This window comes from Synechococcus sp. BIOS-E4-1, assembly GCF_014279995.1.
Taxonomy (GTDB): Bacteria; Cyanobacteriota; Cyanobacteriia; order PCC-6307; family Cyanobiaceae; genus Synechococcus_C.
The window spans coordinates 3,256,291-3,278,834 of record NZ_CP047935.1 but is presented as its reverse complement, the minus strand read 5'-3'; the positions used below and the strand labels follow the sequence as shown (position 1 = coordinate 3,278,834).

Below are 22,544 nucleotides of genomic sequence, written 5' to 3'. Positions count from 1 at the left end.
CGCAGGAACGGCAAACGCACTTCATTCTCCTGCGTCACCGTTCCGTGCCGACGGCATGCGCTCTGAACAAGCTTGCGTAACCTGAAGCCACTGATCAGTCGGGGCATGACCACCACTCACGATCTGCATGTGGTGGAGACCCGACCACTGGTCCCTCCCGCCTTGCTGCAGGGTGATCTACCCACGGATGCCAGGGCCACAGAAACCGTTGCCAGCGCCAGACATCGCATTCAGGCCATTCTCCGGGGCCAGGACCATCGCTTGCTGGTGGTCGTTGGGCCCTGTTCGGTGCACGATGTGGATGCGGCCCTGGATTACGCCCGCCAGCTCGCGCCCCTGAGGGCCCGTCATGCTGGGGAGCTTGAGATCGTGATGCGGGTGTACTTCGAGAAGCCCCGAACGACAGTGGGCTGGAAAGGATTGATCAACGATCCCCATCTCGACGGTTCCTACGACATCAACACGGGCCTGCGTCTGGCGCGTTCACTGCTGCTGGATCTCGCTCGTGACGGCATGCCTACTGCGACGGAACTCCTCGACCCTGTGGTTCCGCAGTACATCGCCGACCTGATCAGCTGGGCTGCCATCGGTGCCCGCACCACAGAGAGTCAGACCCACAGAGAAATGGCCTCAGGACTTTCCATGCCCGTTGGCTACAAGAACGGCACCGATGGCAGTGCCACCATCGCGATCAATGCGATGCAGTCAGCCTCGAGTCCCCATCACTTTCTGGGGATCAACTGCCAGGGGCACGCCTCCATTGTGAGCACTACCGGTAATCCGGATGGTCATCTGGTGTTGAGAGGAGGCAACAGCGGCAGCAACTATCACTTGGAAGCGATTCAGGAGGCATCCGCGGAACTGGCTGCAGCTGGCCTGCCGGATCGTTTGATGGTCGACTGCAGTCATGCCAATTCCAACAAGGACTATCGCCGCCAGGGGGAGGTTCTCAGGGCTGTGGCTGCTCAAGTCCAGAAGGGATCAACCCATGTGATGGGTGTGATGCTGGAAAGCCATCTGGTTGAAGGCAATCAGAAGATCAGTGCTGATCGCTCCTCACTCACCTACGGGCAGAGTGTCACCGATGCCTGCATCAGTATTGAATCAACGGCTGAGTTGCTGGCTGAACTGGCTGAATCCGTGAGCAAAGCCGGCATTCCTGCATCCGCAATACCGGTGTCCTGAGCTGTGAGTGAGGTGGAGGCCGCTTAAACGGTCATCCACGTCCAGCTCAGGCCTACCGCCATCGGCACACTGAGATTGTCGATTCCCCAGCGTCCCAATTGCTCCAGGCCGACGGCCAGAGCACAGACAGCGATCAGCCGCAGAGGGTGCAAGGGACTCTCGCTGATCAGCACCAGCGGAAGCAACACCAAGGCGGTGACCAAGCCCATCGTGAGGGTGCCAGCGACGGATTTTCGCTGTTGCCACACGGTCCAGCTGGGAGATGTCATGCCACGGCCAATAAGCCCCGCAAGCCCGTCGGCAAAGGCCATCACCAGCACTCCGGCGCAAACTGCAACCGCTTGGTCGGGCCAGAATAGGATCAGTAGCAGACTGATCGCCAGTCCATACGCCACGGTTCCGTAGCTGTTGCGGTCAATATCCTCAACTGCAGGTAGGAGTTGCAAGCGGCGATTGACAGCTGTGATCACGGTGACCGTGAGGGCCACTGGCACAGCAATCGATGCTGGAATTGAGAGCCACCAAGCCAGAACAACAATTGGACCGGTGCCGATGTGCACGATCTTGCGACTGAGTTCTTGTTGGTCCGGCCATTGCTTCCGACAGATCACAGCTGCTGAGAGCACCAGCAGCATCCAGATTCCGATGATCAGCAGGGACGAGAGCAAAAACTCAGGCTGCCTGCTGATGGTTGGTCATGACACGCAACTTCAAGATGGCCTTGGCTTCCAGCTGTCGCACCCGCTCACGCGACACATTGATCTGACGTCCGATTTCGGCAAGTGTCAGTGGCTCGGCTCCATCCAGTCCGAAGCGCAATTTGAGGATTTTTTGCTCTCGCTCATTCAGCTGAGAGAGCCACCCTCCCAGGTGCTCCTTCTGAATGCTGCGATCCATTCCCTCCATTGGCTCAGCACCATTGGGGTCCGGAATCAGTTCGCCGAGCGTGCTGCGATCTTCTTCGCCACGGGCATGGGCATCAAGGGATGCACAGGGCGCACTCTGGGCGATGAGGTCTTCGAGATCGCGTGGTTCGATTCCCATCGCGTTCGCCAGTTCCAGTCGATTCGGCTGACGACCGAAGCGGTGGGAGAGCTCACGTGTGATGCGGCGCATCTTGGAGAGCTTTTCACTGATGTGAATCGGCAGGCGAATGGTGCGTGCGCTGTTGTCAATCGCGCGAGTCATGCCCTGGCGAATCCACCAGTAGGCATAGGTCGAAAACTTGTAGCCCATGGCCGGGTCGAACTTGTCAACCGCTCGCTCCAGGCCGATGGCTCCTTCCTGAACCAGATCGAGCAGCTCCAGGCCCTGGTTCTGATACTTCTTGGCAACGCTCACGACCAGGCGGAGATTGGCGGCCATCATCCGATCCCGGGCACGCTTACCCATGCGGATGCGGTGACGTTGCCTGGGAGTGCGATCCTCTTCGGCAATCTCCAGCAGTTCCTTCATGGCTTGCACATGATGTGCAAGTTCGATTTCTTCAGCCGCAGTGAGCAATGGAACTCGTCCAATGCTGCTCAGGTAATAGCCAATCGAGTCGGTCGCCAAGCGCCCGCCCTGACGGGTTGAACGATTGGAAGTTGAGCGTGAACGTGCACTGTTGTCACGACGACCAGTGGTCGGCAACACAGGCTCTGATGAAGCAACCTTTTGGGTTACTCCTTCAGATTCCAGAGGGATCCCCATCACCCTGGCCTCCTGAAAATTAGATTTGGGAAAAATTTAGCACCCAGAGCAAAGAGTGAGCTGATTAAATCGAAAGTTTTTACGAATCAATGATGCAGTGTTAAGTCATATGGATCGAATATGAAATAAAGACAAAAAGCACGATTTCGCTGTATCGATGAACACGGGTCTCGACGGATCAGTTTTTCGCTACCAGTCCTTTTCTCCAGGTTTCAATCAGGCTCAGCTGCGAATTGCGCTCCTCGCCCTCCGGATGGCGCTGGCTGAAGGATCCATCGGCCTGCATATCAAATGATCCACGGTTGTCATCGAGATAGATCTGCATCAAACGTTCCAGTTGTTCGCGAAGTGCAGGTTCTTCAACGGGTGTTACTGCCTCAACGCGTCGGTCCAGATTTCTTGGCATCCAATCAGCGCTGCCGATGTAAACCTCGGGTTCGTCGTGATTGGCGAACCAAAACAGGCGTGAGTGTTCAAGGAAGCGACCGATGATACTGACCACGCTGATGTTGTCGCTTACGCCCTCGCGCCCGGGGTACAGGCAGCACATCCCGCGCACGATCAGTTCGATCTTCACACCTGCCTGTGAGGCTTCATACAGCAGGGCGATGATGCTTGGATCCACCAGAGAATTCATCTTGGCCCGGATATGGCCGCCACGGCCGTTCTGCGCGTGTTCGATCTCTCGGCGAATCAGATGTTCCATGCCTTTACGCAGTGATACCGGTGCCACCAGCAACTTTCGAAACTCCTGCTGTTTGGAGAATCCGGTGAGGTAATTGAACAGCTCAACCAGATCCTGCCCGAGTTCGGGGCGTGCGGAAAGCAGGCCAAGATCGGTGTAAAGACGTGATGTCTTCGAGTTGTAGTTGCCGGTGCCGATATGGACATAACTTCGGAGACGTTCCTTTTCCTTACGGACCACCAGCACGATCTTGGTGTGAGTTTTGAGGCCCAAAACCCCATAGACGACATGCACTCCTGAGCTCTCCAGGTGTTTGGCCCACTGGATGTTGTTGTCTTCATCGAAGCGTGCTTTGAGTTCCACCAGTGCCATCACCTGCTTGCCGTTTTCCGCAGCGCGGATCAACGCGGCGATGATCGGTGAATCCTTGGAGGTGCGATAGAGCGTCATCTTGATCCCCATCACAAGAGGATCGTCTGCGGCCTGGTTGATGAATTCCTCCACCGATGTGGAAAAGAGGTCATAGGGGTGATGCAGAAGCACATCGCGGCGGCGAACCACCGAGAAAATGCTTTCAAATTCCTCCTCTTTGATGGAGCCGTCTTCGAGCATGTTGCGCTGGGCGCGACGCAGAACTGAGGGTGTCTGGCCTGAGTGTGACTCGTTTTTGAGATTGGGCAATGGGATTCCCATCAGACCAAACAGATCGTCGAGGCCGAGTGGACCGTTGACTCTGTAGAGATCCGCTTCCTCAACGGACATGCCATCCATCAGCATTTCGATAACGTCCTGCGGCATTCCATCGGCGACCTCGAGCCGCACCACTTCGCCGCCCATACGGCGCTTGCGCAGGCCCTGCTCGATGGCGATCATCAGATCGTCGGCTTCCAGGTCGCGCAGTTCCAGATCCGCGTCTCGGGTGACCCGGAAGAAGTAGTGCCCTTCGATGCTCATGCCCGGGAAGAGAAGGCCGAGGTTGAAAGCCACCACCTGTTCCAGAGGAACAGCTGTGTGTACAGGCTCTGACTGTTCAGCTGCGAGGTCGATCGGGATGGTGACAAATCGGGGCAGGATGGTCTGGGGCACCTTCACGCGGGCGAGCAGTCTTTGACCGGTTTCCGGGTCATCAATCAGAGCCGCCACATTCAGGCTGAGGTTGCTCACGAATGGAAATGGATGAGCCGGATCCACTGCCAGGGGAGTCAGCACAGGGAAGATCGCTGTCTGGAAGTAGTTGTCAACCCAAAGTCGCTGGCGTTCGTTGAGCTGCTCGTAATCGAGCAGATGGGCGCCATGGCTGAGCAGTTCACACCTGAGTTGCCTGCGGTAGTGCTCTTGCTGACGTTCAAGCAGAGGAGTGAGACGGTCTCGTATCGCCTGCAGTTGTTCCAGAGGAGTGCGGCCGTCCTCACTGCGTTTGTCAATGCCTGCTTCCACCTGGGCCTTGAGGGAGGCCACCCTCACCATGAAAAATTCGTCGAGGTTGTTGCTGAAGATGGCGCTGAATTTGGCCTGCTCCAGCAGAGGGGTCCGTTCATCCAGCGCTTGAATCAGCACCCGCTCGTTAAAGGCGATCCAGCTGAGCTCTCGGTTGATGTAGAGGTCGGTGGAAAGAACGTTGTCACTCATCGGGTGACCAGGTGTGCATGAACCGACTCGCGCAACGTAGCAATCGTCCTGAGGCAGGACTGCAGTCAGCCCGATGTGGCTCAGATGGTTCAGTCATTGCGTTCTGGAGGGCAGCGGGCTGCCTCCCACCAGCAGCATCACCATGATCAGCAGGCAGGCACTGCCAACGAAGGGACTGATCTGTCCCAACAGGTCGTAACTCAGTCCCGCCAAGGGTGGTCCCAGGAAACTTCCCAGGCTCTGCAGTGCCTGAAGACTGCCCAATGCCGTGCCTTGTCCTTCGGAGTCGAGGCGGCGTGACACAAGGCTGCGCAAGCTTGGGGTGACCAGGCCAGTGCCAGTGGCCAGGATTGCCACGGAGCTGAACACACCGGCCTGGGCCTGTTGAGGATCGGTCGAGGGAATAAGCAGACATCCGACGATCACCAACCCCAGACCGATCAGCGTCAGTTTCCACTCTCCCAGCCGTTTCACCAGTGGGCCGATCAGGCCCCCCTGCACCACGGTGGCGACTACGCCCACAATCAGAAAAGCGGTTGTGGCCAGCTCTGGCCCCCAGTTGAAGCGCTGTTTGAAATAGAGCACCAGGATGGCGGTGAAGCCGTTGAAGGCCAGAAAGAACAGGAAGAAGCTGAGACAGAGTCGGCCGACGGCGGGGTTGCCGATCACCTTGGCGATCTGGGCGAAGGGGTTGAGGTCCCGTTTGCGCGGCATGGCCTGACGGGCTGTGCGGGGATGGGTCTCCGGCAGTAAACCCAGCACCACCAGCAGGTTCACCAGGGCGAAGCCTGTAGCCACCCAGATCGGTACCGTCACGTTGATACGGGCCAGTTGTCCTCCCACGAACGGCCCGATGATGAAACCGAGACCGAAGGCCACCCCGATCAGACCGAAGGCGCGTGCCCGTTGTTCCTCCGGGGTGATATCTGCCAGGACAGCTCCAGCTGTTGCGGCGGTACCGCCGCTAAAACCATCGATCAGGCGAGCGCCGAACAGCAGCATCAGCGGCAGAAGGGCGCCCTTGGGCCATTCCATGCTGACGGTGATGGCAAACAGGCCCAGGCCCAGCACCGAGCCGGCAACGCAGGTAGCGATCACGGGCCGGCGACCGAAGCGATCACTCAGGGCTCCGATCAGGGGAGTGGCTGCAAATTGCGCGAGTGCGTAGCTGCCGGCAAGCAGACCCAGTGTGCGCCCGTCGGCGTTGAAGCTTGCCAACAGGAACGGCAGCAGTGGGAAAACGATGCTTTCGCTGAGTCGGTCATTCAGCAGCGTCAGGAAGGCGCTGAGCAGGGTGGGAATGCGTGGTCGCTGCAAGGCAGCCGCTGGGCAGGTGAGACTCACATTCCCATAGGCATCGGCCATGGTCCTGCGTTTGATCGTTCCAGCTGACGAGATTCTCCTGAGGGAGATCTATGCCGATGCCATCGAGAGTCAGGCTCCCCAGTTGTATTCGGATCAGCAAGTGAAGTCCTGGGCAGCACTTGCCTGGTTGCCAGGTGTGCTGGATCAAACCCTGAGGGAGGGATCCGGTTGGATCAGTGGCGAGGATGCCGCCTTTGCGATTCGCTATCCGCTGGACAGGCTTGCTCTTCTGTATTGCCGTGGCCGCGCGGCGCGTCAGGGCCACGGCAAAACACTCCTGGAGAGGATTGAAGCCGATGCGATCGCGGATGGAGTTTCATTTCTGCGCACCGAAGCCAGTCAGTTCAGTCGCCCGTTGTTCGAGCGCTATGGCTGGAGGCTCGTTGCTCCGGAAACGATCACGATCGCCGGAGTGCCCTTTGAGCGCTATCGGATGCACAAAGCACTGGGCAAGCTGCGCAGCTGATCCAGCTGATCCAGTGTTCGACCTTGTTCGAGCACTGTGGTGGCCATCTCTATGCCCGAGTCAAGACTGTCGCTCAGGCCCGCGTTCCAGAGATAGACGCCGGCATTCCAGCGCAGAGCTTCGCTGAGGGGCCCACGGTTTCTGAGTGCCTCGAAGGCCTGGCTCTGCCAGGTGCTTTCCGATGTCCATTCCACATCTGCGTTGTGGCATCCGTGGTCGCGCGGGTGAAGGATCATGCGTTCCGCCTTCCCATTGCGGACACGGGCCGTGATGCAGGCTCGGCCGATGGGAAGATCCGTCCCCCCTTCGAGGCCTTTCACGGTGAGCAGGTCGGTTTCGCCGGCGAGCCTGAGTGCTTCCCAGGCACGGCTTTCGGTTGGAGGGTGCACAAATCCACTCACCAGGAGGTGCTCTCCCCGGTGGGCTGTCCACATGAGCTCAAGGCTGGCAACCGGAGGCCGCTTCCCCAGCTGCTCCCGGTAATCAATCAGGGTTTCCGCGATACGGAAGTGATCAGGCTGGTGGATGAGCGCGAAGCCATGCGTGTTGAACCCTTCCTGAACAGTGCTCATGGGCAGTCCACCCAGATTGAGATCCAGAAGGCGGTATAGGTCGAGGGCGGTAATGCCGTACTTGATCGGCATCCGGTCACCTCCCTGCAGGACGACCGGTTGACCGCAGGCCACCAACACCAGGCTGGTCAGGGGGTAGATGGGCGCAGTTCTTGTGCGACCGTCAAACGGCATGCCGAAGCAGAGAGGTCTTTTCTGATCAGCAGGGCTGTGAAGAACGGGCCCCATCGTTCTGTAGGTGTCGAGCATGCCAGTGAGTTCCTGGGGCTCAGGCCGGCGGATGCGATGGGCGATCAGAAAGGCCCCAATCTGTGCCGCAGTGGCTTCCTCCCGAAGCATCAGTGCTAGAGCATCGGCAGCTTCCTCTCGACTCAGACCTTTGCTGGTGTGCTCACCGCTTCCGACTTTGCGCAGGTGCTGCTTGAAGCGGTCGCGACCGCTTAAGACATGACTTGTCAAGAGCGTTACCCCCGCTTAGGGCAGTGTTCAGCAGTGGGGTCACCTTCAGGGGTAGCCATTGCTACCGATCAGCTCACGCAAGCACGGAAAGACCCTGGAAGCTTCCATGTTTTGGATGGCTGGGGTTGTGGCGGCCATCGGCGTAATAGAGGCGCTCAAGTACCAGACTGGCGCTCACGCTGGAGGAAAGAGTCGGGTTGTTCAGAAGTGAAGTGAGTCTGCGGAAAATGGTGCTCATTGGGTCCACGATCGATGAACTCAATAGAGCAGTTCTGTATTCGTGAAGTTGTAGTCAATGACTCCAAACTCAGTTTTGAGTTTGGTTGTCTTTGTTGCTGTTTTCTGGCATGAAGCGCGACAGGCTTTTCCAGATTTCAGTGTTTTTTATGACTGTTTCGTCGATGTCCACCCCATCTCTGGCGGCTCCTTCGCAGGCCACGCTGACTGCTTCGTTGATGGCTGCAAAGAAGGCAAAAGATATGAGTTTTGCAGATCTTGAGTCGGCCCTTGGACTCGATGAAGTGTGGATCGCTTCGCTTTTCTATGGACAGGCCACAGCATCAGCTGAGGAGGCCGAGAAGCTGGCATCCCTGCTGGCGTTGGATCCAGCGATCACAGCTGCGATTCAGGAATTTCCGACCAAAGGCAGCCTGGAGCCAGTGATTCCGACTGATCCCCTGATTTATCGTTTTTACGAGATTATGCAGGTTTACGGAATGCCACTGAAAGATGTGATTCAGGAAAAGTTTGGTGATGGAATCATGAGCGCCATCGATTTCACTCTGGATGTGGAGAAGGTTGAAGACCCCAAAGGTGATCGTGTGGAAATCACAATGTGTGGCAAATTCCTGCCATACAAGAAATGGTGATCTCATCGATTTGTTTTAACTGATATTTTTCGATCAAGCTTCAAGCCCGACAGATGTCGGGCTTTTGCATGTTCAGGTTCGAAACTGTTGCTCCAACTGCTGACAGGCAAGTTGTTTGCGAGATTCAATGTTTAGCGTTTCACTGAGCTCTTTCAGGCAACGTTGACTGACTGGGGTTGCGATGCAGCCGAGGGCTCTGAACGCTGCGATGGCCACATTGTCGGATCCGGTTTTGCATAGATCCGACAAGCGTTCACTGATCGTTGCGCCATCCCGGCGTTGCAACACCCGAACCGCGGCAATCACCACTGGATCACGGAAATCGTTCAGCGGTTCTGTGCACAATGTGAGCAATGCGTCGTCGCTCAGGCAGTGAGACCGGAAACCAAGTAGCTGTAATCCCGCTAAGCGATGGTGCTGACCCGGATGATGTAAGCACTCCTGCACGACACGTTCTGGAACATCTGCGCCCCAGCAGGACAAGGCTTCAATGATGCAGAGGTTCACTTCAGCTAATTCGGAACTGTTCCTCAGTTGGTCCAGAAGCCAATCCCTTGCTTCTGGCTGGTGACACAGCCCGGCCGCCAGTACCAGATCAGGTAGAGGGCCATGCTGCTGAATCAATTGTTCAATGATTGGCCAGCCTTGTTCAGCCAGCATTCCCAGTTTTTCGCAGAGAGCACGGCGAAGCTCAACAGAAAAGCTGGGGGAGTAGACCTCCCCCAGCCATTCGGGCTCCAACGGAGCACGGCGTGATCTGGAAAGCCGATCCCAGAGAGCGGCTTCGTTCACCGGTTGTGACACAGAACGTCAATCAGCGGGCGCCGAGCTCAGCGGCTAGTTCGCGTTCCAGTTTGTCATCGTGCTCGCTGGGCAGTACGTTGCCGATGTCGGTGCGGTGGGTGCTGTAAAAGAGCATTCCGATAAACACCATGCCACCAATGATGTTGCCAATGGTGACGGGCAGGAAATTCCAGAAAATGCATTTCCAGAAGGGAACCCCAGATCCGAGGATTGGCCCGGCGGTGTGTAGAAACTGGTTGACCACAATGTGTTCCATGCCCATTGATTGGAAAGCGGTGATCGGTAACCAGCAAGCCAGGATCTTGCCCGGAACACTTTTGCTGACCAGGGCCATCGTCACACCCAGACAGACCAGCCAGTTGGCAATCAAGCCCCTCACAATGGCCAGGAAGAAACCAAGAGATTGAAGATTCTCATATTTGGTAACAACGTTGGTTTGATTTAACCCGACGATTTTTGCTGCCACCTGCTGCCACATACCACCACCGTCAGCAGCCGAGGCTGGCTCAACAGTTCCTCCACTCGTGAGGCTGATTGCCATCAGCACTGCCACAACGGCAGTTCCGATCCAGTTGCCGAGCCATACCCATGCCCAGTTTCGAAAGGTTGCCCCCCAGGTGCTTTTGCCTGCCCAGGTGGCCATCGGCAGAAGGGCAAAGTTGCCTGTCACCAGTTCCATGCCGAACAGCACGATGCTGGCGAAACCAAATGGGAAGAGCAGAGAACCGAGCCAAGGTTGACCGCTTTTGAGTCCAACCGTGAGCGCAAGGATCACAGCCAAGCCGAGAATTGCGCCGGAATAGAATCCTCTCAGCAACAGGTTTTTGACGCTGACAGTGGATTTTTTGCCTCCGGCGCCGATCATGCCGTCGACAAGTTCATTGGGCAGGACGTAGTCCATCTGCGAAGCAGTAACACTCATGATTTCAATTCTTTTGATAGGGAATGAAGTGATTGAGTTGAAGCGCGATGATCAACGATTAGCCGCTTATTTTGTTCATTAATTTAGAGAATGGATCTCGTTGACTTTCTGTACGTGAAATCGGTTGTTTGTCTTGACCGGTTTTTGTGAACCAGTTGACAAAACGTGAGAAGAAGTCTTTGTTGTCAGACATAAATAACCTCGTACAGATTGGTAATCAGATCAGTTGTGCCGTGGTGGTCTCAAAAAGTCAGCACCAACACTTGTGTCGTTCCTGAACCGATTATGTGTTCGACATTTCACGCCGTGGCTTTGCACCGAAGCGTTCGATGAGAACTTCCTTCAGGACCTCTTTGATCTTTTCCGCAGGGATTGCTTTCTGATGTAATTCACCCACTGTTGGATTGGGACCCTGGGACCCTCCAAGAGTCATCGTGTACCCATCATCTGTTTTGCCCTCACTGTTTTTGGCCTTGGCGCCCGTCAGGCCGATTGCCCCCATATAGGCCTGTCCGCAACTGTTTGGACATCCGGTCCAGTGGATTTTCAATTCCTCAGGCAGCTCCAGCTCCTGATCAAGTTCCTTGGCGGCAGCCAGAGCCTGATCCTTGGTGTTGGTCAGTGCAAATCCGCAGTAGGTGCTGCCTGTGCATGACACGGTGCCTGCAGAAATTGCGCCGGGTTCAAGCGGAAATCGTTTGAGCAGCGGATCACTTTCAAACGATTCGACCTTTGCTTGTGGCAATCCGACAATGATCACGTTCTGATCTTCGGTCAGTCGAACTTCTGCGCCTCCATAGGTGATGCTCGCTGTGGCCAGATCATGGAGATCCTGTGCTGTCAGGCGACCAACCGGCACGTGCAGACCTGCGAAAACAAGCCCTTCCTGTTTCTGCGGGTGAATGCCGTAATGCGACCGGGGTGTGGTGTCGAAGACAGACCCGGGGTCGGGTGTCAGCGGTCCAAAAAGCTCTTCAACCTGATTACGGAAGTTTTCATGGCCCACTTCATCGAGATACATCCTGAATCGACCCTTGGGACGCTTATTGCGCTCGCCGTTATCCCTCCAGAGGCGAATCACCGTGTCTGTCATTCGACAGATTTCCTCAGGCCTCACCCAGGCATTCAGGGGAATTGCATAGGCATTCATCTGGGATGAAAGAATGCCGCCAATCCAGACACCAAAGCCCATCACCCCCTCCTTCTCAACCGGGTGGAAGGCAATGTCGTTGTGAAGCAGGAAGTTGTCTTTTGCGCCGGCAACGGCGGTATTCCACTTTCTAGGCAGATTGGAATACTCAGGATTTCCTTTGCGGTTATTTGTTAAAAACTGTTCAAGTTCGTCTGTGTAAGGCCTGGTGTCGACAATTTCATTGGGATCGATTCCAGCAATTGGGTTTCCGGTGACATTCCGAGGATTGTCAAATCCTGATTGAATCGTACTCAGACCAGCTTCCTCAAGCCGCTTCAGAATTTCCGGCAGATCGCCAAGCAGCACCCCTCTTAGCTGCAGATTTTGTCTTGTGGTGATGTCACAGCTGCCGTTATCGCCGTAGCGTTCAACAATGGAGCCCACGACACGCAATTGCTGAGCTGAGAGCACACCATTGGGGACTCGCAGGCGCAACATGAATTTGCCTGGAGTTTTTGGCCGCCAAAACATTCCATACCACTTGAGGCGAAGTTGAAGATCGGTTTCATCAACCTGCTCCCAACCCATTTCGGCGAATTTTTCAATTTCACTGCCGACAAGAAGGCCATCTTTGGCCGACTTGTTCTGCTCGATCTTATTCAGCTTCTTGCCGTCCAGATAAGGCCTGGAAGGAGAGCTAACTGTCATGATCTTGTTCTGCGAGGGGCGGATGATTGATCAAGAATTGGTGTTGGTCAATCAAAGTGGTCGGAGGACCAGCGCTTCAAAAAGAACGGGAGCGCTTTTGCAGCAGTTAAGAGGCTTGTCAGGGGGTTGTCCGTAGTGGATCAAACAATTTCCCCTGCTGACTCTTGAAATCAAATGGGATGGGCGAATTGGTGACTGTGACTACATCTCATCCGCCCGACGGAGCCCTAGAAGGCTTGCTTTCGCGGACTCAGTATTGACGTCCAACTTCGCCGATCATTCGTATCGCTCCATAGCGAAGCATCTGCCAGACGCGTTTCATGGCGGCGAAATCTCTGTCGAGTTCACTTCTGAGTTGTCCATCTCCCCGACGAACGCTCCGTCTTCCTTCGCCATGCCTCTGACGGAGAACCCTTGCCGAGCGATAGCTTTGGACAGTGTTCTCGCGCTGGAATCGACCTTCAGAGACAGTGCGATCAAGGGATCGACGGCGGGACATGGCACCAGGGGGAATGATGAACAACTGATGACAACAGCCAGCTCGGCCATCGATCCGTGGCCATTGCTACGGAACCGTGATTTGGGTTGTCAGCGGGCGATCAGGTTGGTTGTGCATGGACGTTCAGGTGGTGTTGTTCCTGAATCCTTGCTCGAGCTCCAGCAGGCGCTCCAGCAGCGCCGTCAGGCTCCTGTGCAGCTTGAAGTGCTCACGGCCGATTCACCTCCGGTATGCCCAGAACAAGCGAGCTGGTTGGTCCCTTTGTTGTTATGGCCGGGTTCTCATGCTCGCGCGGATGTGCCTGAGATTAAAAGTCGCATGCAGCGTGAAGGTGCGGACGTTGAGTTGCTTCCTTTTCTCGGCTCCTGGCCATGTTGGTGGGTTCTCGTGGCTGAAGCGCTTCAGCCCTTCGCTGCTGAAGGCTCGGTTCTCGTTCATCACCCGTTGAGTTCCGAGGAGGCGGATCGTTTCCTCCTGGAGTTGTCCGATCGCATGGGGCTACCGCTGCTGTCTTTCGACCATTGGTCTGACTATCGCAAGAGGCACCCGGAGGCACATCCACTGATGCTTGCGCTCGCCCCCAATCGCATGACGGAGGCACTGAGCGAGGCTGGGAGTATTCCACCGCTTCTTGATCTGGCTCTGATTCGTCAGGGCCTGATCGACTTGCTTGCCGCTCTGCCGTGAAGACTGCTGAACTCACCGGAACCGTTTATCTCGTTGGTGCAGGCCCTGGAGACCCCGATCTACTCACGGTGAGGGCCCATCGCCTTTTGGGTCGCTGTGATGCACTGGTTTACGACTCCCTGGTTCCTCGAGAGGTTCTTGATCTGGTGCCCGAGAACTGCGAGCGCCATTTCGTTGGCAAGCGTCGTGGGCATCATTCCGTTCCACAGCCAAGCACCAATGCGGTTCTCGTGAAGTTGGCAGCTCGGCACCGCTGCATTGTGCGTTTGAAGGGTGGTGATCCTTTTCTGTTCGGGCGCGGTGGTGAGGAGGCTGCGCATCTCGTTAAACACGGCGTGTCGGTTCAGGTGGTGCCAGGGGTGACCGCCGGAATCGCGGCACCCGCATACGCAGGGATTCCAGTGACCCATCGTCGTGCCGGTTCTTCCGTCACCTTTGTGACCGGTCATGAGGAGATCGACAAGCGACGTCCCACGGTGAACTGGCGGTCTCTGGCAACAGCCAGTGATGGGCTGGTGATTTATATGGGCCTTCATAACCTGCCTCGGATCGCTGCTGAGCTTGAGGCAGGTGGTCTCAGTGCCGAGACTCCAGTGGCTGTGATTCAGCAGGGGACCGTCGCCGGGCAGCGCTGCCTCAAGGCAACTCTCTCCGATGTGGCTGCACGCACTCGCAGCGAAGGCTTTGCCTCCCCTTCTGTGATTGTGGTGGGAGAAGTGGTCAATCAGCAGGTGGAGTCCTGTGCGCCTCGGCCGGCGGATGTCACGATGCCGATCCCCTTCTGACGATCAGATTGCCGGCCTTTCTGCAGATTCCTTCAGTCGTGATTTGAGCTGCGCCAAGTTGCAGGGGCGTGTCTCGCTGTTCAGCTGGGCTGAGATCAGTCGCTCCCAGGCTGTGGTGACGGCATCCTGAGATCCAGGCAGAACAAAGAGGAATGTGCCGTTGGCCACCCCGGCGATGCAGCGGCTCTGCAGGCTGCTCGTGCCGATGGTCTGGAAGGAGAGCATCCGGAACAGTTCACCGAATCCATCGATGGTCTTATCCAGCAAGGGGGCGATGGCTTCAGGGCTGCCGTCGCGTCCGGTCAGGCCTGTGCCGCCTGTGGTGATCACCACGTCAACGGCGGAATCCACGATCCATTGGCTCACCGCTGCTCGGATCCGATAGCGGTCGTCCGGACAGATTTCGCGGCTGTGCAACTGATGACCAGCTCCGAGCACGCGTTCCTGAAGCAGATCTCCGCTTGGATCGTTCTCCAGGGTCCGACTGTCTGAAATCGTCAGCAGGGCAATGGACAGCACGCAGCGTTGATTGGGGATGTGAGCAGCAACGCTAGAACCGTGATGGTTTCTCATGGCATGCATGAAAGGGAGGCAGTCCGGTCCGGTTGATTCGGTGCAAGTCCTGCTGTTTGCCTCATTGCGGGACCAGGCGGGCTGGTCTGATCGTTGTTTTCCACTGAATGATCCAGTCGTGCAGACAGCCAGAGAGATCTGGAATCAGCTTGAACTTGGTGACTTACCTCGAGTGGTGCTTGTTGCCATCAATCAGGAGATCGTCAGCGCCGATCATCCTGTGCATGCAGGTGATGAACTGGCTTTCCTGCCGCCATTCACCGGAGGTTGACCGTGGTGTCGAAGTCGGTCGACTTGGAGCTTGTCATTCTTGACCAACCCACTTCGGGTGTCTTGGAGCTTGACGCCTGGTTGCGTTCCCAGAGGGGTGCCGCCACAGCGATGTTCATGGGGCGCGTGCGTGATGTCGCCATGGATGGACGAGCGCTGGAGGTCCTTGAGCTCAGCCACTATCCGGGTTTGTGTGAACGTTTGATTGAAACTTCCGCCCGCCAGCTGCTGCAGCAACACGGTGCTCGTTCCGCGCTTGTGCTGCACCGAGTTGGCCGGTTGCTGCCAGGGGAGTTGATCGTTCTGGTGGCGATCAGTGCTGATCGCCGTGGTCCCGCACAACGCTGCTGTGCCGCGTTGCTTGAGGCTCTCAAGCATGACGCTCCCTTCTGGAAGCGGGAATGGAGTCATGGAGAGGGGACCTGGCTGTCGGAGAACACACCGCTTTGAGCCTGAACGGTGGCTCAGAGGATTCGCCGTCGTAACAGTTGTGCCCAGATCTGATCACCAGATTCCAGTTCGCCTGACTCTGCAGGGATCTCCAACAGCAGATCCGCATTCCGCAGTGAGCCGATTCGTGAGGAGGCCTGGGATCCATCAATACGGGCACGCAGTTGTCCGTCGTCAGCGCAGATCAGCGAAGCCCTGGCCAGTTCCGGCCGTCCTGGCCTGCGCCTGAAAGGCGTTTCAAGGCTCACAAGCAGTCGCGGTAACAACTCCGGTTCCTGCTGGCCCTCCAGCAGCTGGAGGGCTGGCCAGAGCAGTTGCAATGCCGTGATGGCTGCTGCAACGGGATTGCCTGGCAGGCCAAAGAACGGAAGCTGATCTCCCACGTAGCCAAAGGCGAAGGGCCGCCCTGGTTTGAGGAACAGTTTCCAAAAGTCGACCTGACCCAGCTCCTTCATCAACGGTCGGATCCAGTCGCTGTCACCTGCGGAAACACCGCCTGTACTCACCAACACATCGCAGCAAGCGCTGAGTTCAAGGATTGTCTCCCGCAGTGCCTGCGGTTGATCGGCCACCACTCGGCAATCCCATGCTCGATAGCCCAGTTGCATCAGCAAACCTTTGAGCAAGGTGCTGTTGCTTTCCCAGATGGCTCCCTCAGGTCGCTGTTCACCCGGAGCAACCAGCTCGTCGCCACTGATCAGCAGTCCAATTCGTGGTTGCCTATGAACACGCAGTTGCTCCACGCCACAGCTGGCAGCTTGGGCAAGATCTGCGAGTCCGAGGCGCTGGCCAGGGTTCAGCAAGGTGAATCCTTGGCTGCATTCCTCGTTAGCCGGCCGGATCCATGGGTTGGCGGAGGCTTCGTGTTTCAAGCAAAGAGTGTCGTTCAGCCTCTGCACCAGTTCCTGGGGGAGAACCCAGTCAGCCCCCTCAGGTAAAGGTGCACCGGTGAGAATTCGGATGGCTTCACCGTGGGCAAGCGCCGCGGGGTAAGGGGCGGCTGGTGCGGAGCGGCCCACCAACCGCCAGGTGTCATCAACGGCTGGTTGCTGACTCTGGCCCAGGGCATAGCCATCCATGATCGCGGCCCTGAAGCCGGGAACATCGGCTCTTGCCAGCACCGGGGCTGCGTTCACGCGTTCCAGAGCGTCTGTCAGTGGAACTGCTTCAGTCGACCCTTCAGCACGTTGAGCTTTGCCCGCCTGGATGGCTGCCAGGACACGTTGTTGAGCCTCTGAAAGATGCAGCCCCTCGCGGCCATAGGGGTCAGCAGCTCCAGCTGCCATGGCGACCTCCGTCTTTATGCAGCAGCTGAATTCGATTGATCGTCATGCCTGGTTCAACCGACTTCAACATGTCGTAGAGGGTGACCAGCGCGAGCGAGACCCCTGTGATTGCTTCCATCTCCACACCGGTTTGACCGGTCGTGCGACAGCTGACCTGCACAGTCAGACCAGGCAACGAGGAGTCCGGTTCAATGGTTACGTCGATGCCGCTCAGGGGCAAATGGTGGCACAGAGGAATGAGCTCTGATGTGCGCTTGGCCGCTTGAATGGCAGCAACGCGTGCTACCGCCATCAGATCGCCTTTGGATGTCTGGCCGCTCAGGACCAGATCCAATGTGGATGTGTTCATCACCAGCGAACCCGTCGCGGTCGCTTCGCGTTTGGTGATGGCGCGATCACCGACTTCAACCATGTGCACCTCACCCTGATTGGTGAGGTGCGAAAGCTGTTCAGACATCGATGAATGAGGTGCTGACTGAGGTCGTCAGTGTTGATCAGCGCTCTCCCAGCACCGACCACATTGCAGCCTGGGAGGTGATCACGGGCTCCACCTGGGTTGATGACGCTGACGTCACCACAGGGGCGACTGCAGCTCGCTGACTGCGGACCATCTGCACGGCCAGGGAGGCCACGATGAAGGCGCCGATGAAACCTGCTGCAACGGTGATTGGGCTTCGGCTTGAGCTGCTGGTTGAGTAGGAAGGGCCCATTCGGAGATGAACGATCTCCTTTCACTATGGATAAAAACTGTAAGAACCGCTACTGAGCTCACTGAAACTTTGCAGTGATGTCTTTTCTTGCGGGGAGTTGACTAATAGGAGGCCGGAAGCGAGTCCTTCGGAGGCCAACCAGCCATGGGCCGAGCCGAAAATCATTCCCAGACAAAGGGCGAAACGCATTGCAATGAACAACGTTGGGCTGAGCATCTCTGCTTTGCGCCATGTCGTTGGTCGTTGTTGCCACTGTTTCCAGCTAGAGATAGGCAAAGCGTTGTTGTTACTACCAATGCATCCGCAGCTGGATCAGTCGCGGCACTGTTTTGCATTCGAACAGGACTTCATCGGCTCCTGGCGATGTATCCCTTTATGTGTTCGCCGCAAACTTGATTTGGCGGGAATCAAGCTCAAGCTCAGTCACTGGTTGGCGATGAGTCACGAGCAACGTCAGGACCTGGTCGACTGGAATGATTCCCCCGAGCACCTGGCTCAGATGCGCGATCACTTGCGCGCCTGCACCGCTGCGATGCCTGATGGCATGGTCAAAGATCTGCCCCCAGCCGAGATGGAGCCCTGGCAATTGCCGGCTCGGCTTCCGGATCAGCTTCTTGAGGCTGCTCGGCTTCGTGGGATCGACCTGACCTCCCAGGCCTGGATGAGGTTGCGTGAGCTGGATCGCTTCGCACTCTGCAAGCTGGCGCGCCCGGGCCACGATCATCACAACCTTGATGCTGCGTTCAGCGAAGTGCTGGGATGAGCATCCTGCGCAGCCTCTCCAGTCGTCCGCTCTGTTGTTCGACCGGTTGCATCACCGAGACGGCAGGGGCGACAACCACTGCCGTTGCCTTGAGTTCAGGTTGTTTGGAGATCGGGCAGGCCTGATCGTGCATCAGCGTGTTGGCCTCGCAGGCTTCAGGTTGCGTGAAACCCCAGTGCATTGGGAGAAAAACTGAGCCCCTGCGGATCCGGTCAGTCACGCTGACACGTGCTGTGAGTGTGCCTCGCCTGGATGTGATCGCCGCCAGTCCTTCATCCTCGATGGCGAATCGTTCGGCATCACTGGGATGAATTTCCAGGCGAGGTTCCGGATGCATGCTGTTCAGTCGTTTCACTTTTCCAGTGCGCGTCATCGTGTGCCACTGGCCGAGATAGCGACCAACCGTGAGCACCAACGGGTAGATCTCACAGGGTGGCTCCGCCAGTCCGAGAGGCGCATCCGCCTGAAAGCGGGCGCGACCGCTGGCTGTAGGGAATCGCTTGCCCACGTACAGACGCTTGGCTGCTTGCGTCGGCTCATGGCCAAGGGGGAAAGGCCATTGCTGGGGACCATGCTCGTTCAGCAGTTGGTGGCTCAGCCCTGAGACATCACAGACACGGCTTTCAGTGAGAGCGGCGAATTCGCTGTACACCTCTTCTGATGTGGCATAGGTGAACTGATCGACGTACCCAAGACGGCGTCCGAGTTCGGCAAAGACCTCCCAGTCGGGTCGGCTGTCGCCATGCTGCGGCCTGAACGCCGGGCAGAGCGTGACGCGACGCTCTGAATTGGTCATGACGCCTGACTTTTCGCTCCACTGCGATGCAGGCAGTAGGAGATGCGCGTAGTGCGACGTTTCCGTGTCGGCGTAGGCCTCGCTTACCACCACCAGAGGGCAGCGCTCCATGGCTGCTTTCACCCGCTCCAGATCAGGCATGCTCACAAGGGGGTTTGTGGCAGCGACCCACCAGAGATCCAGTTCGCCACGCTCCATGGCTTCCACCTGCTGCCAGGCACTCAGTCCCGGTTCTGCAGCGATGGATCCGCCGGCAAATCCCCAGGCCTGCTCCACGTCGGCGCGATGATCCGGGTTGGTCACAAGCCTGTAACCCGGCAGCAGGTGGGCCAGGCCTCCAGCTTCGCGGCCGCCCATGGCATTGGGCTGGCCAGTCAGTGAAAAGGGCCCAGCACCGGGTTTACCGATTTCACCGGTGAGTAAATGCAGGTTGATCAGTCCACTCACCACGGCGGTGCCTTCCCTGCGTTGGTTCACGCCCATGGACCAGAGGCTGAGGATGCCTTCTCTGCGGCTCCAGAGCCTGCCAACGTCGCGAAGTTGTTGTTCCGTGATTCCGCAGAGTTTGGCAGTTTCTTCAGCTGTCCAGGCGTTGATGGTCTTGGCGTAGTCCGAGAATCCTTCAGTGGCGGCATCGATGAAATCGCTGTCGAAGCCGTTGTCTTCAATGACGAGACGAGCCAGCCCGTGGAGCAGGGCGAGATCGCTGCCCGGGGTAATGGCTAGATGATGATCGGCAATCTTGGCCGTGTCTGTGCAACGAGGGTCAACCACCACGATGGTGAGGCCCTTGGGATCACGTTTTTTGCGTTTGAGCAGGCGCTGGAACAGCACGGGGTGGCATTCGGCCGTGTTCGTGCCGATCAGGAATGCCACGGAACAGTGATCGAGATCCTCGTAGCAGCAAGGAGGACCGTCCGAGCCAAGACTGCGGGTATACCCGGCCACGGCTGAACTCATGCAGAGGCGTGAATTGGCATCGAAATTGTTGGTGCCCAGAGCTCCTTTCAAGAACTTCTGGGCCATGTAGTAGTCCTCGGTGTGGAACTGGCCTGAGCCGTACATGGCGATGGCATCGGCACCTTTGCCGCTGAGGGTGCTGCGAATGCGCCCTGTCAGCAGGTCAAAGGCACTGTCCCAGCTGATCGGCTGGAAATCATCATTGAATGTCGGCCGGTAGAGAGGCTGAGTGAGCCTTCCCCGGGCCAGGGTCTCTCCCACCGTGGCCCCCTTGATGCAGACCTGTCCCAGGTTCGATGGATGTTGTTTGTTGCCTCGCGCAGTCCACATCGGGTTGCCTTCGGCGTCCCGTTTCACGGATTTTCCCGCTTCTCCCGGTGGCATCAGTTCCAGACCGCAACCCACGCCGCAGTAAGGACACTGACTCTTAACGCTCGCGCAGGGACTGGTCATCAAAGAAGTCCGATGGAATGAGAGATCCCCGGTGCAGACAGCACCAGGGATCCGTGATCTCAGTCGAGAGTGCTGATTGATCAGCGAGCCATCGCAGGCGCGGATGGCGATGGACTTTCGCCCTCGTGCAACTCAGCGAAGGATCCTTTGGGTTCCTTGAGGAAGAAGAAGCAGAAGAAAGCCACGATCAGTCCTGCGATGCCCAGAATCTGGAAGAAGGCACTGTTGGAGGCTGCAATCACCTCAGGGGAAGGATCTTTGCCTCCACCCATCCAGAGCGGCAGCAGGCTGAAAATGGTGAGGTAAGTCACGGCGCCGACATTGCCGTAGGCACCAACCAGGCCTGCCACCTGACCCGTTACGCGACGCTTCACCAGCGGTACGAGGGCGAATGTTGCGCCTTCCCCGGATTGAACGAAGAAGGAAGCAAGCATGGTGATCACCACAGCAATGAAGATGCCTGTGGAACCGCTGAATGTGCCTGGTTTGATCAGGCTCATCACCAGATAGCCGATGCCCAGTCCGGCTGTGAGAAAGCCCATGGTGTTTTTTCGGCTGCCGAGCTTGTCGGAAATCAATCCGCCGGCCGGTCTCGCCACTAAATTCACGAAAGCGAAACAGGAGGCCAGGATTCCAGCTGTCGCCTTCGGCAGGTCGAAAGTGGTTTCAAAGAATGTTGGCAGCATCGAAACAACAGCCAGCTCAGAACCGAAGTTCACGATGTAGGTGAGTTCGAGGATGGCCACCTGACGGAACTCATAACGATCTTCCTTGGGATACACCTTGGTTCCCATGATCAGATCACGGTTGGTTCGGATGATTCCCCAGGTTTGAAAGATGAACCAGATGAGAACAGCCAGCAGGGCCAGTAGATAAGTTCCAGTGTTCAGGAATCCAACTTTCTGAAGTCTCCAACACAGAACACAGAGGATTGCGGCGAAGGGAACATTCATGCCGAGTAGTCCCCAGAAATCCCTCATCGACGTGACTTCAAGACCTGCAGTCTTCTCGGGACGTTGATACTCTTTTCCTGGCGGGGTATCGCTGACGTTGAAGAAGTAAATCACTCCATAAACGGCGGAGATGATACCCGTTAAAGCAATCGCTCCTCTCCAGTTCAGGGTTGCACCAGTTGGCAGTTCGAATCCCCCGGAGAAGGAAATAAAGCCAGCAAGCGCAACCAGGCTCAGTGCTGAGAAGGCTGAGCCGAAGTTGCCCCAACCGCCATAGATGCCCTCTGCCAGGCCGATCTCTTTGGGAGGGAACCATTCGGCAACCATGCGGATGCCGATCACGAAGCCGGCGCCCACGATGGAGAGCAGCAGACGGGCCACCACCAGTTGATTGAAATCCTGTGCTGATGCAAACATCAGGCAGGGAATCACCGAGAACACCAGCAGGGTGGAATAGGTGAGTCGAGGCCCGAATTTATCCAGCAACATGCCAATCAGCACACGAGCGGGAATGGTGAGCGCAACATTGCAGATTGCAACCGTACGGATCTGGCCGACGGTTAGGCCAAGATCAGCTTTCACTGTTGTGGCCAGTGGCGCCAGGTTGAACCAAACGACAAAAGTTAAAAAGAATGCAAACCAGGTGAGATGGAGTGTTCGATATCTCCCCTGGAATGACCAGAGTTCGCCAAGCATGGGGTTTGTTGGTGTGGAGATTCAAACCCCGGTGTCGAAACGAAGGCACTCAGGATTTCAAGGTGCGGCGCTCATGCAGACCGCCTGATAATTGCACCATTTGGCGGCTACATGAATCGTTGCATTGGCTACAAAATTGCAGTGTTGGGGCCTCAGCATTACTTTCGTGCATCAG

24 protein-coding genes are annotated in these 22,544 nt (G+C 57.0%); 8 read left to right on the top strand and 16 right to left on the bottom strand.

Going from position 1 to position 22,544, the window contains the following annotated elements; genetic code table 11:
• Positions 1–105 precede the first annotated feature (105 nt).
• Complete coding sequence (locus tag SynBIOSE41_RS17630) at positions 106–1,185, top strand: 3-deoxy-7-phosphoheptulonate synthase (RefSeq protein ID WP_186539138.1); 1,080 nt, start codon at positions 106–108, stop codon at positions 1,183–1,185.
• Between the two features lie 23 nt (positions 1,186–1,208).
• Here SynBIOSE41_RS17630 and SynBIOSE41_RS17625 read toward each other — a convergent pair whose 3' ends face one another.
• From SynBIOSE41_RS17625 to SynBIOSE41_RS17610, 4 genes are all read right to left on the bottom strand, one after another.
• Positions 1,209–1,853 carry a diacylglycerol/polyprenol kinase family protein gene (locus SynBIOSE41_RS17625; RefSeq protein ID WP_255475869.1) on the bottom strand — a complete coding sequence of 215 codons (645 nt, stop codon included), beginning with the start codon at positions 1,851–1,853 and terminating at the stop codon, positions 1,209–1,211.
• A 4-nt stretch (positions 1,854–1,857) separates the two neighbouring features.
• Positions 1,858–2,877 (bottom strand): RpoD/SigA family RNA polymerase sigma factor, encoded by a 1,020-nt coding sequence (locus SynBIOSE41_RS17620; protein ID WP_186539137.1) that lies wholly within the window; start codon positions 2,875–2,877, stop codon positions 1,858–1,860.
• A gap of 178 nt (positions 2,878–3,055) precedes the next feature.
• The gene (ppk1, locus tag SynBIOSE41_RS17615; protein WP_186539136.1) at positions 3,056–5,191 is read right to left on the bottom strand and encodes a polyphosphate kinase 1; all 2,136 of its coding nucleotides are present in this window, start codon (positions 5,189–5,191) and stop codon (positions 3,056–3,058) included.
• Positions 5,192–5,284: 93 nt separating this feature from the next.
• Positions 5,285–6,556, bottom strand: coding sequence for an MFS transporter (locus SynBIOSE41_RS17610; RefSeq protein WP_186539135.1), 1,272 nt, complete (start codon positions 6,554–6,556; stop codon positions 5,285–5,287).
• Between SynBIOSE41_RS17610 and SynBIOSE41_RS17605 the strand changes: the two genes are divergently transcribed.
• Positions 6,555–7,022 (top strand): GNAT family N-acetyltransferase, encoded by a 468-nt coding sequence (locus SynBIOSE41_RS17605; protein ID WP_186539134.1) that lies wholly within the window; start codon positions 6,555–6,557, stop codon positions 7,020–7,022. The genes SynBIOSE41_RS17610 and SynBIOSE41_RS17605 overlap by 2 nt on opposite strands.
• On the opposite strand, the gene SynBIOSE41_RS17600 is transcribed toward SynBIOSE41_RS17605, so the two are convergent.
• Positions 6,983–8,053, bottom strand: coding sequence for an anthranilate phosphoribosyltransferase family protein (locus SynBIOSE41_RS17600; RefSeq protein WP_186539133.1), 1,071 nt, complete (start codon positions 8,051–8,053; stop codon positions 6,983–6,985). The two genes, SynBIOSE41_RS17605 and SynBIOSE41_RS17600, sit on opposite strands and share 40 nt — an antisense overlap.
• Before the next feature lie 73 nt (positions 8,054–8,126).
• The gene (locus tag SynBIOSE41_RS17595) at positions 8,127–8,291 is read right to left on the bottom strand and encodes a cyanate hydratase (protein ID WP_186539132.1); all 165 of its coding nucleotides are present in this window, start codon (positions 8,289–8,291) and stop codon (positions 8,127–8,129) included.
• Positions 8,292–8,469: 178 nt separating this feature from the next.
• Between SynBIOSE41_RS17595 and cynS the strand changes: the two genes are divergently transcribed.
• Entirely contained in the window at positions 8,470–8,922 is a 453-nt protein-coding gene (cynS, locus tag SynBIOSE41_RS17590; RefSeq protein WP_370594248.1) for a cyanase, read from the top strand.
• 72 nt (positions 8,923–8,994) lie between these two features.
• Here the strand turns inward: cynS and SynBIOSE41_RS17585 are convergent, their stop codons facing one another.
• The 4 genes from SynBIOSE41_RS17585 to SynBIOSE41_RS17570 form a co-directional block, all read right to left on the bottom strand.
• Entirely contained in the window at positions 8,995–9,714 is a 720-nt protein-coding gene (locus SynBIOSE41_RS17585) for a HEAT repeat domain-containing protein (RefSeq protein WP_186539130.1), read from the bottom strand.
• A gap of 22 nt (positions 9,715–9,736) precedes the next feature.
• Positions 9,737–10,627 carry a formate/nitrite transporter family protein gene (locus tag SynBIOSE41_RS17580; RefSeq protein WP_186541413.1) on the bottom strand — a complete coding sequence of 297 codons (891 nt, stop codon included), beginning with the start codon at positions 10,625–10,627 and terminating at the stop codon, positions 9,737–9,739.
• Positions 10,628–10,931: 304 nt separating this feature from the next.
• Positions 10,932–12,488 (bottom strand): ferredoxin--nitrite reductase, encoded by a 1,557-nt coding sequence (locus tag SynBIOSE41_RS17575; RefSeq protein WP_186539129.1) that lies wholly within the window; start codon positions 12,486–12,488, stop codon positions 10,932–10,934.
• 250 nt (positions 12,489–12,738) lie between these two features.
• Positions 12,739–12,987 (bottom strand): hypothetical protein, encoded by a 249-nt coding sequence (locus tag SynBIOSE41_RS17570; protein ID WP_074159328.1) that lies wholly within the window; start codon positions 12,985–12,987, stop codon positions 12,739–12,741.
• A gap of 27 nt (positions 12,988–13,014) precedes the next feature.
• Here SynBIOSE41_RS17570 and SynBIOSE41_RS17565 point away from each other — a divergent pair, with 27 nt between their 5' ends.
• Together SynBIOSE41_RS17565 and cobA are read left to right on the top strand one after the other, a co-directional pair.
• Positions 13,015–13,674: a DNA mismatch repair protein MutS gene (locus tag SynBIOSE41_RS17565; RefSeq protein ID WP_186539128.1), complete on the top strand. Its 660-nt coding sequence runs from the start codon at positions 13,015–13,017 to the stop codon at positions 13,672–13,674.
• Positions 13,671–14,459, top strand: a complete 789-nt coding sequence (cobA, locus tag SynBIOSE41_RS17560) for a uroporphyrinogen-III C-methyltransferase (protein WP_186539127.1) — start codon at positions 13,671–13,673, stop codon at positions 14,457–14,459. The genes SynBIOSE41_RS17565 and cobA overlap by 4 nt, the downstream gene beginning before the upstream one ends.
• A gap of 3 nt (positions 14,460–14,462) precedes the next feature.
• On the opposite strand, the gene moaB is transcribed toward cobA, so the two are convergent.
• Entirely contained in the window at positions 14,463–15,032 is a 570-nt protein-coding gene (moaB, locus tag SynBIOSE41_RS17555) for a molybdenum cofactor biosynthesis protein B (protein ID WP_186539126.1), read from the bottom strand.
• A 7-nt stretch (positions 15,033–15,039) separates the two neighbouring features.
• On the opposite strand from moaB, the gene SynBIOSE41_RS17550 reads away from it, so the two are divergent.
• A complete protein-coding gene (locus tag SynBIOSE41_RS17550; RefSeq protein ID WP_066908768.1) occupies positions 15,040–15,303 on the top strand; it encodes a MoaD/ThiS family protein in 264 nt (87 codons plus the stop codon).
• A 62-nt stretch (positions 15,304–15,365) separates the two neighbouring features.
• Positions 15,366–15,752 (top strand): molybdenum cofactor biosynthesis protein MoaE, encoded by a 387-nt coding sequence (locus tag SynBIOSE41_RS17545; RefSeq protein ID WP_255476067.1) that lies wholly within the window; start codon positions 15,366–15,368, stop codon positions 15,750–15,752.
• A gap of 14 nt (positions 15,753–15,766) precedes the next feature.
• Here SynBIOSE41_RS17545 and SynBIOSE41_RS17540 read toward each other — a convergent pair whose 3' ends face one another.
• The 3 genes from SynBIOSE41_RS17540 to SynBIOSE41_RS17530 are packed head-to-tail and all read right to left on the bottom strand — an operon-like array spanning position 15,767 to position 17,748.
• Positions 15,767–17,038 carry a molybdopterin molybdotransferase MoeA gene (locus SynBIOSE41_RS17540; RefSeq protein ID WP_186539125.1) on the bottom strand — a complete coding sequence of 424 codons (1,272 nt, stop codon included), beginning with the start codon at positions 17,036–17,038 and terminating at the stop codon, positions 15,767–15,769.
• Entirely contained in the window at positions 17,019–17,495 is a 477-nt protein-coding gene (moaC, locus tag SynBIOSE41_RS17535; protein ID WP_186539124.1) for a cyclic pyranopterin monophosphate synthase MoaC, read from the bottom strand. Before moaC ends, SynBIOSE41_RS17540 begins: the two co-directional genes overlap by 20 nt.
• Positions 17,496–17,532: 37 nt before the next feature.
• Complete coding sequence (locus SynBIOSE41_RS17530) at positions 17,533–17,748, bottom strand: hypothetical protein (protein ID WP_186539123.1); 216 nt, start codon at positions 17,746–17,748, stop codon at positions 17,533–17,535.
• Between the two features lie 295 nt (positions 17,749–18,043).
• Between SynBIOSE41_RS17530 and SynBIOSE41_RS17525 the strand changes: the two genes are divergently transcribed.
• Positions 18,044–18,511: a nitrate reductase associated protein gene (locus SynBIOSE41_RS17525; RefSeq protein WP_066908782.1), complete on the top strand. Its 468-nt coding sequence runs from the start codon at positions 18,044–18,046 to the stop codon at positions 18,509–18,511.
• Here SynBIOSE41_RS17525 and SynBIOSE41_RS17520 read toward each other — a convergent pair.
• Positions 18,492–20,720: a molybdopterin oxidoreductase family protein gene (locus SynBIOSE41_RS17520; RefSeq protein WP_186539122.1), complete on the bottom strand. Its 2,229-nt coding sequence runs from the start codon at positions 20,718–20,720 to the stop codon at positions 18,492–18,494. The genes SynBIOSE41_RS17525 and SynBIOSE41_RS17520 overlap by 20 nt on opposite strands.
• Before the next feature lie 80 nt (positions 20,721–20,800).
• The gene (locus SynBIOSE41_RS17515) at positions 20,801–22,369 is read right to left on the bottom strand and encodes an MFS transporter (RefSeq protein ID WP_186539121.1); all 1,569 of its coding nucleotides are present in this window, start codon (positions 22,367–22,369) and stop codon (positions 20,801–20,803) included.
• Positions 22,370–22,544 lie beyond the last annotated feature (175 nt).